Source organism: Anabaena sp. FACHB-1237 (assembly GCF_014696225.1).
Taxonomy (GTDB): Bacteria; Cyanobacteriota; Cyanobacteriia; order Cyanobacteriales; family Nostocaceae; genus FACHB-1237.
In genome coordinates this window covers 1-8420 of the sequence record NZ_JACJPV010000076.1, presented here as the reverse complement: position 1 = coordinate 8420, position 8420 = coordinate 1, and the positions used below count along the sequence as shown (strand labels likewise).

Annotated in this window: 9 protein-coding genes; 3 read left to right on the top strand and 6 right to left on the bottom strand. The window is 35.9% G+C overall.

Features of this window, described 5'->3' with window-relative positions:
• From H6F32_RS19860 to H6F32_RS20765, 6 genes are all read right to left on the bottom strand, one after another.
• The coding region (locus H6F32_RS19860; RefSeq protein ID WP_190370995.1) for a serine protease at window positions 1-1102 on the bottom strand (1102 nt) is incomplete at its 3' end.
• Between the two features lie 429 nt (window positions 1103-1531).
• Entirely contained in the window at window positions 1532-2089 is a 558-nt protein-coding gene (locus H6F32_RS19855) for a COP23 domain-containing protein (protein ID WP_190370994.1), read from the bottom strand.
• A 138-nt stretch (window positions 2090-2227) separates the two neighbouring features.
• On the bottom strand, window positions 2228-3301 hold the full coding sequence (locus H6F32_RS19850) for a S1C family serine protease (protein ID WP_190370993.1): 1074 nt from the start codon (window positions 3299-3301) through the stop codon (window positions 2228-2230).
• A 349-nt stretch (window positions 3302-3650) separates the two neighbouring features.
• On the bottom strand, window positions 3651-4181 hold the full coding sequence (locus H6F32_RS19845) for a DUF2887 domain-containing protein (RefSeq protein WP_313926672.1): 531 nt from the start codon (window positions 4179-4181) through the stop codon (window positions 3651-3653).
• A 1-nt stretch (window position 4182) separates the two neighbouring features.
• Complete coding sequence (locus H6F32_RS20770; RefSeq protein ID WP_242031204.1) at window positions 4183-4359, bottom strand: hypothetical protein; 177 nt, start codon at window positions 4357-4359, stop codon at window positions 4183-4185.
• 9 nt (window positions 4360-4368) lie between these two features.
• The gene (locus H6F32_RS20765) at window positions 4369-4491 is read right to left on the bottom strand and encodes a MerR family DNA-binding transcriptional regulator (RefSeq protein ID WP_242031159.1); all 123 of its coding nucleotides are present in this window, start codon (window positions 4489-4491) and stop codon (window positions 4369-4371) included.
• Between the two features lie 814 nt (window positions 4492-5305).
• On the opposite strand from H6F32_RS20765, the gene H6F32_RS19835 reads away from it, so the two are divergent.
• The 3 genes from H6F32_RS19835 to H6F32_RS19825 all read left to right on the top strand — a co-directional run bounded on the left by H6F32_RS19835 (window position 5306) and on the right by H6F32_RS19825 (window position 8156).
• The gene (locus H6F32_RS19835; protein WP_190370992.1) at window positions 5306-6463 is read left to right on the top strand and encodes an iron-containing alcohol dehydrogenase family protein; all 1158 of its coding nucleotides are present in this window, start codon (window positions 5306-5308) and stop codon (window positions 6461-6463) included.
• Window positions 6464-6546: 83 nt separating this feature from the next.
• Window positions 6547-7752, top strand: coding sequence for an aspartate aminotransferase (locus H6F32_RS19830; RefSeq protein WP_190370991.1), 1206 nt, complete (start codon window positions 6547-6549; stop codon window positions 7750-7752).
• A 218-nt stretch (window positions 7753-7970) separates the two neighbouring features.
• Entirely contained in the window at window positions 7971-8156 is a 186-nt protein-coding gene (locus tag H6F32_RS19825; RefSeq protein WP_190370990.1) for a hypothetical protein, read from the top strand.
• Window positions 8157-8420 lie beyond the last annotated feature (264 nt).

Genomic DNA, 8420 nt, shown 5'->3' with positions numbered 1-8420 from the left:
ATTCTTTACCATCTACTGTGAGGATTTTATAGGTATTTGGCTCACATGGTCCTACTTTATCTGGTGGTTTACAAACTACATGAGCAGCAGTTAAAACGGTGTAAATATCTCCTTTCTTAGCGATAATTACCCCTGAACCATTACTACCGCTACTGCTATCAATCCTGACGGTAATTTGTTTAGCTTTTGCTTCTAATTCTCCTAACCAACCTGTTAATGGTACTTCTTCTAGTTCCTGTTTGCTATCTGGTAGAGGTAAATTGTAAGCGGTGAGAACTTCTGGTTTAACTTGAGCTAAAACCGTTCTAATGGGTATTCCCCAACTCAGTTTTCTGAACTCTTGAATTTCTGTATTTGTGGGTACTTTTCCGTTGGTATAAACATAACCAGAATTTAAAATAGGATAAGCACTTATACCATTAATACCCACAAGATTGCCTTGAATATCAAGAATAGCACCGCCACTCATTCCCTGTTCTACATTGCTAGTATAGCCAATTTCATATCCTTGTTTTAAACTTGGTTGAGAAATAATTTTTTTTACTGTTCCAGTTGTTAATACTATTTCATTTTTAATGTGAGAATATCCGGTGGCTATCACTTCAGCATCTTTACTAATGCCGCCATTTAAAATATCTGGTGGAAGACAATAAATTTGGTTAGATTTAAATTCCAAGATAGCCAAATCTGGTTTATCATTACTACTTGGTTTGCCAGTTAATTCAGCAAAATTGGTATTAGGAATAATTTGAGCAGCATGGGTTTTACCATCAGGTGTTTTAATTTTAATTTGATTAACTCCCAGCAGCACATGAGAGTTAGTTACAACTAAATAGGAGTTATCTTTTTTAGAAAATGCAAATATTGTTCCTGAACCACCGTTGTTATCACCAATTACACTAACTGTAATTTGTTTAGCAATAGTTTGGAGTTGTCGTTGTGAATAGGTTGGCTCTTTGGTGTTAGGATTTTCGTTTTCTGGTTCTATATTGCAGGTGGTTGAAGTATTTTTTTCAGCTAGGGAATAGGGAGGATTTGCTAATGTTAATATAGGGAATGACAGGAATATTAAAGAGGAAATGATAGTAATTTTGAGGTTCATGTTAATTGTTGATTGGTAGATGATTTGTATTTAGCTATTTAGCCGTTTAGCCAGGGAATAAATTACAGCAGTTTTCATGTATTTAGACCACACCCTGAAAGTGCTTCGCTAATGCATCTTTGCGCGAAACCAGAATCAAAAAGTGGTTCATTTACCTGAAAATTGCTGTAAGAGGATGTTTTAAAAGTATAGGGCGAATATAATTCACTACTATACAGACAAATTCCACACTTTGACAGGCTCAGTAACTACGTGCATGGACTAAGGAAAAACCAAGGATTTTTAACCTCCCTAGGCAGGTTTTGCCTGTGGAGACGCGATTTCCAATCGGCGATTTTTGTGTTAATTTAGACTTTACAAACATCCTCTAAGAGTTTCATTTGTTTGATTTTTCGATTTCATACCCCAATTCAGCAACGCCTGAATGGACTATTCTTTCACATTCACAACGGGGGCATTTTCCAAATAATTACTCACATTTAGATATATTTTACCACCAGAACTTTGATAAATTGGTCTGCCCACTTTACCCTGACTAATATTAACAAGTTGCTCTAGAACTAATTTGGGATCAGTGCCATTTTTCAGGGTAAACAATTGATTATTGCTATTACAAGTTTCCTCAGTATTTTTAACTGCACAAATCACAGGTAAATTCATGACTTTACCCACTGTTAGGTAATTCAAAAAACCTGATTCATTAAACTTTTGAAACTTTTCTGAGACGACTTGACAACGTCTTAGCGGAGTCCATTGAGATCGAGAAAAAGCTTCAGACTTCCAAGCGATAAATAGCAAATGAGCTTGACGTTCAGGAGACCATGCAAGAGTGGTAGGAATTTTTTCACCACTGGCTTGATCAAACATTTGATTACAGAAAAATCTGGTTCTATTTGAAGAATTATCTTGACTAAAACCAGGAAATATGCTAAGGCTCAATGTTAAAGCTGTTAATCCCAATGCGGTGCAGAATGATTGTAATTTCATGATTTTTGATTCCTTTTATTTAAAAATTTCCTCCAGATCCCGGACTTCTTTAAGAAGTCCGGGATCTAATCGGGATAAGAAGTCCGGGATCTAATTGCTAAGAAGTCCGGGATCTAATCGGGATAAGAAGTCCGGGATCTAATCTCTTGCAGCTGCGCGTAAACTATAATTACCATTTTCCCCTGTTTGGGCGGATTTGGCAACTATTAAATAAATGCCATCTGCTGGTAAGGTAGTGACAATTTGGGCATTAAAATTGCCTGCTCCTGTATCATCATTTTCGGCAATTTCTTTTAGTTCCTTTCCATTAGCAGATTCTATGATCTGAGCTAAAGTTAAAAATGGATTAATCTCCTTACTATTCATTTCTATCACAACTGTTTGACCTGCTTGACCTAAAAATATATAACCATCAAAACTGCCATTTAAACTACCTTTAATTACTTGACCATCCAGTGTAATAGATTGTAGGGTTTTTTCTTGAGGTTTATTTAATGTTGATACAGGAGAAACCTTGTTTTGCTTGATATCTGCTAAAAAAGATTTGACTTTTTCTCCTGGTTGAGAAAAGTTAATTCCAGTTCCTCCTGGTATAACTGCAACCTGATTACCAGCATCATCCAAAACTGGAGATACAGCCACACTGGTATTAACACCAATAACTTCCCCTTTAGTATTTAATAAAGGTCCGCCAGAGTTTCCACGATTCAAAATTGCAGTATGTTGAATAGTACCATCTGGACGAATGCGGCTAATATTTCCTTGAGTGCAGGTATCACGGTTATCAGCATCCAAGGGACTACCAATAGCAAATACTGGATAACCTACCTTGGCTTTATCTGCTGCTAATCTCAAATAGGGTAAATTTTTACGGTTTTGGATTTTTAAGGCTGCTAAATCTACTCCGCCCCTAGCAAAACCTATCACATCGGCGGGTACTTGCCTCCCATCCCGAAATACCACAGTGACAACGCTAGGACCATCATGAACTACATGAGCGTTGGTAATAATTAAACCATCTTGACTGACAAGGAAACCGCTACCATGTCCACTACTTTTAACAGTGACAACGGCAGCACCTCCTTTCGTGCAAACTCGATTTGCTTCTTCTGCTGGTGATGCTAATACAGTTTTAAGGCTAGATATACCCACTAACGTAAACATAAAAACCAGCGTTAATTTCTTAAATCGGTAGAATCTATGGTTGTTCATGCTGTCAAATTCCCTGATAACTTTAGGTTGGGAGAATTGGATAAGATGAATTTTGAGCAAAATTCAAGTCAAAATTCAAGTCAAAATTCAAATATTTAGACGTAATTGGTAAATATTTTGTTTCTATTCTATATAAGCAATAATATTTATTTATGAAAAGATTCGTAAGGTAGGCTAGACAGTATAAATGATGTCAATAAACAGATAAGTAGGGTGCGTCAGAATACATAAATTCTATTAGTAAATAGATTTGTAGTATCTGACGCACCCTACGGTTAATATTTATGGTGCGTCAGAATACATAAATTCTATCAATAAGCAGATTTGTAGTATCTGACGCACCCTACGGTTAATTACCCGAACTATTGATATTATCTAACCAAAGCTGTAAATCATTAAGATTGTTAAAATCTAATAATGCTTCACTTAAATCCTCTACAACTGGTAACGATAAACCAGAAATCAAAGAACGTTTTTCCTCCCCTATGTCTCCAAATTTCTTAGTTAATAGTCGGATAGTCAGGTTAATAGCTTCACCTATTTGTCCTTGTTCTCGTCCCTCTTCCTTAATTTCCCGATAAACTCTTGTTTTTTCCAGTGCAATTCCTAACATAGATTCTACCTCTTGACGGCTGAAATTATCAAACTTATACACCATGATAGTTGTGATTATTTCTATGATGGTAAGAGTTGACAATAAAGATGTTTCTTCATTGCTTCTCTTTAATAAGTTTCTAGCTGTTTGTCGTGCTTCATCTTCCGCAACTGTGGTTAATACCATCAATGCTACTGATATTGGTAATTCTTCAATTTCTCCCAACTCATCTAAATATATACGATGTACTTGTTCACCATTTAATAATGAACGATGGGGAAATATGTTATCCTGTTCTATATTCTTGGATGGGTAAATTACTATTACCTCCGCGATTCAAACAGAATGTTTCCATCACAGATATTTGGTTTTTAAGTTCAGGTTTTTGACTACTAGAAGATACTCGGCAATAAACAACTACTTTTCGTTTTGACTCTATAGGTTTTAACCCTTGAGTAATCAATAAATTATCTTAGGTGTAAAAACGATGCCCCGACAAAGTCCTCTTGGCTGGAAGTTTCCCTTCTACATCCCATCTCTGCAAGGTCTTAACTGAAACTCCAATCTTTTTAGCAAATTCATGAGGCTTAAACATAAAATCACCCATAGGTTTGTCTATGAGTGTACAGGTTTGTTTATTAAATTGTCAACTTAGGACAATCTCTTTTCATCTGTCACCCTGTATCCTAGATTTACAGCAGTTTCCATTATTATCAGGTACAGATGTTAATGATAAAACCCTTGTAACACAGGCATACTTCGACAAGCTCAGTACAAGTCTTGCTGTGTTCATACTGTACCTCATGTAGATGCAATGTGCTGTAATTATAGTAAAAATATACTGTTATTCTCTCACTATCCTTATTTTTAACTATCTGCACCTCAATTTATACTTTCTGATGCACTCTAAATATTTTACTTGTTTACTCATATTCATGCTTTGTCACAAAATGCTAAAAATGAGCGCGAAAAGTTTTTTCACTTATTGACATTTCCGAAAAAACCTGTTATCTTAATCTTGATGAGGAAGAACTATCTTGTCCGCAAAAACGAAATTAATCAAAAATAAGCTAAAGCTAATTTAATGCGATTTTACTGTAGTATTTTCTAGTTTAGTCTAGTTTAGTCTAGTTTAATAAGGGACAGAATTAGCTAATTTTATCTACTTCCAAGGAAATTTAATGATGAATGTTGATCAACATTGGGATTGCTACGTCAATCCAAGCTACAAGTTATGAATTAACTATTAATGATCTTTTGTGTTACGATAAAAGGTTGTACCTTTACCATAGCTAGGTTTACTAAATAGTAGCTCAAGCAATCAAGGACAGAAAAATTAAAGTTTGTGTTAATTTTGAATATCTCAATTGCTGATCAGGTACAAATTCACAGCAATTTACAATAAAATTATGTCTAAAGAATCTTTGAATCAAGCTCTTGATCAATCTCCAGTTACAGAAACTCGTAGTTCTCTATTAAGTCTGACAGTCTCTCCTGGCAAGGTGATTAAGGGTGTGGGTATGTTATCTTCTATGGTGACAGAAGTTGTTCAGTTGGGTAGTAGTCCTTTGATAATTATGGGCGATCGCACACAAAAATCTCTCCAAAATCAACTACAACCAATTTTAGAATCAGCTAAATTACGTCATCATATTATTTCCTATGGTGCTGACTGTTGTGAAGCATCCTTAAAAACATTACGCAAAGTAGCTAAAGAACATAAAGCAGATGTTATTATCGGCATTGGAGGCGGAAAATCTTTAGATACAGCTAAATTAATCGCCCATCAGTTACAATTACCTGTAGTTACTATTCCCACTTCTGCGGCTACTTGTGCAGCTTGGACTGCTTTATCTAATGTATATTCTGAGTTAGGCGCGTTTTTGTATGATGTAAGTTTATCTAAATGTCCTGATTTACTAATTTTAGATTATAATGTAATTCAAACAGCACCACAAAAAACCTTAGTAGCAGGAATTGGAGATGCGATCGCTAAATGGTATGAAGCATCAGTCAGTAGTGGACATTTGCAAGGTACATTAATTATTGCTGCTGTACAACAAGCGCGAGTTTTACGAGATATCCTGTTACAAAAATCAGCATTAGCTTTACAATCTCCTGGTAGCGAAATTTGGCAAGAAGTGGTAGATTGTACTGTACTCCTAGCCGGTGTCATCGGTGGTTTAGGAGGCGCCCAATGTCGTACAGTGGCTGCCCATGCAGTGCATAATGGATTAACTCATATTTGTGGACATGGCAGCATTCATGGCGAAAAGGTCGCTTATGGTATATTAGTCCAATTACGATTGGAAGAAATGTTACAAGGTAATCAACTAGCAGAATCAGCTAGACAACAATTATTAAAATTCTATACAGAAATTGGATTACCACAACAATTAAGCGACTTAGGACTAAGTAATATTACTTTAACTGAATTACGAAAAGTAGTAGAAATTACCTTAGCTCCCAATTCTGATATCCACCGTTTACCTTTTTCTGTAACATCAGAACATCTGATGGCCGCTATGGTTTCTACCACAGCAAGTCAGGTAAAAATGAAAAATTGACAATTGATAATTGACAATTAATAACTACCTTCCTGAAAATCTACACCCTTTTTCCCTATCATCTACTTCGAGGTTATCGTATAATGAATTTGAGTTGGATTAAGCCCGCAGAAAGAATACAAAAATTACCACCTTATGTTTTTGCTCGTTTAGATGAATTGAAAGCCAAAGCTAGGGAACAAGGGTTAGACTTGATTGATTTAGGAATGGGCAACCCTGACGGTGCAACTCCTCAACCTGTCATAGAAGCAGCAATGACAGCGTTACAAAATCCAGCAAATCACGGTTATCCGCCCTTTGAAGGAACTGCTAACTTTCGTAAAGCAATTACAAAATGGTATAATCGTCGCTATGGTGTAGTTTTAGATCCTAACAGCGAAGCATTACCTTTATTGGGATCTAAAGAAGGTTTAGGACATTTAGCGATCGCCTACATTAACCCAGGTGATACAATCTTAGTACCATCACCATCCTACCCCGTGCATTTTCGTGGTCCGATTATTGCAGGTGGCGTAATTCATAATATTATTCTCAAAGAAGAGGATGATTGGTTAATTGATTTAACCACCATTCCTGACGAAGTGGCTAAAAAAGCCAAAATCCTTTATTTTAATTATCCCAGTAATCCCACCGCCGCCACCGCACCACGCGAATTTTTTGAAGAAATTGTCGCTTTTGCCCGCAAATATGAAATTATGCTAGTCCATGACCTATGTTATGCAGAGTTAGCATTTGATGGTTATCAACCTACGAGTTTATTAGAAATACCTGGCGCGAAAGATATTGGTGTAGAATTTCATACCCTATCTAAAACCTATAATATGGCAGGTTGGAGAGTGGGTTTTGTAGTAGGTAATCGTCACATTATCCAAGGTTTACGGACTTTAAAAACTAACCTAGATTATGGCATATTTTCAGCATTACAAACCGCAGCCGAAACCGCTTTACAACTTCCAGATTCCTATTTGCATGAAGTACAACAACGTTACCGCACTCGTCGAGATTTTCTCATAGACGGTTTAGGAAAACTAGGTTGGAATATTCCCAAAAGTAAAGCTACTATGTACTTATGGGTAAAATGTCCTATAGGTATGGGTTCAACAGACTTCGCTTTGCAAGTACTACAAAAAACTGGGGTAGTAGTGACTCCAGGAAATGCTTTTGGTCCTGGTGGTGAAGGCTATGTGAGAATTAGTTTAATTAATGAATGCGATCGCTTGGGTGAAGCGTTACAAAGATTTAAAGAAGCGGGTATTTGTTATCAACCAGAAGCGGTAGTTACTGCGTAAGCATGAAGATAAATACAAAAAACAGAGGGTATGACTAATCAAGATTTTAGCATTAGTCATCATATTTTGCTGAAAAAATCCAAACAAGTGAAGTATTTCTTAGCTGTTGACAAATCTCAAAATATGAAATATATTATAGATGTAATTACATATTTGTCGCTGCTCAATTGTGTAGCGTCAGTTTGCTTGCTAAAGGATGCCGCAGACTTGCTTTAAGCATGACATCCCGTTACCTGTATGGTCGTGGAAATTCCGGTAAAGACGTTCTGAATACCAAAATATACCAAAAATTAATATTTTGGCTTTCATCATTGAATGTGAAGTTTTTCCAAGATTTAACTTCTGGTATAGTATTAAAGTTTTTACCCATGACAAAATATAAATTGACAATATTGGTAGAATAACATTTAGTGAATCATTTAACATAATAGTATTTTTTTTTGAATATAGTATTTCCTACTCTAACAAAGTACAAAATTATCTGAAATTTTACATCCCACATTCCGCACCCCAAACTGTCACAGAGGGAAATTACGTAGAGAAAAAATTAAAGGGAGCATCAAAACAAACATATAAAGTGAAAAAAGGCATTTGAGAAACAGTAAATCACCAAAAACGTCATCAAAACCTATTCTCAATAAGAACCAATAAGAATGCACACCACCTGG

Excerpts from the sequence above, each read along its gene's own strand:
- H6F32_RS19850 (WP_190370993.1), bottom strand. The coding sequence starts at position 3,301 with ATGAACAACCATAGATTCTACCGATTTAAGAAATTAACGCTGGTTTTT.
- H6F32_RS20765 (WP_242031159.1), bottom strand. The coding sequence starts at position 4,491 with ATGTTTAAGCCTCATGAATTTGCTAAAAAGATTGGAGTTTCAGTTAAG.
- H6F32_RS19830 (WP_190370991.1), top strand. The coding sequence starts at position 6,547 with ATGAATTTGAGTTGGATTAAGCCCGCAGAAAGAATACAAAAATTACCA.
- H6F32_RS19855 (WP_190370994.1), bottom strand. The coding sequence starts at position 2,089 with ATGAAATTACAATCATTCTGCACCGCATTGGGATTAACAGCTTTAACA.
- H6F32_RS19835 (WP_190370992.1), top strand. The coding sequence starts at position 5,306 with ATGTCTAAAGAATCTTTGAATCAAGCTCTTGATCAATCTCCAGTTACA.
- H6F32_RS19825 (WP_190370990.1), top strand. The coding sequence starts at position 7,971 with ATGACATCCCGTTACCTGTATGGTCGTGGAAATTCCGGTAAAGACGTT.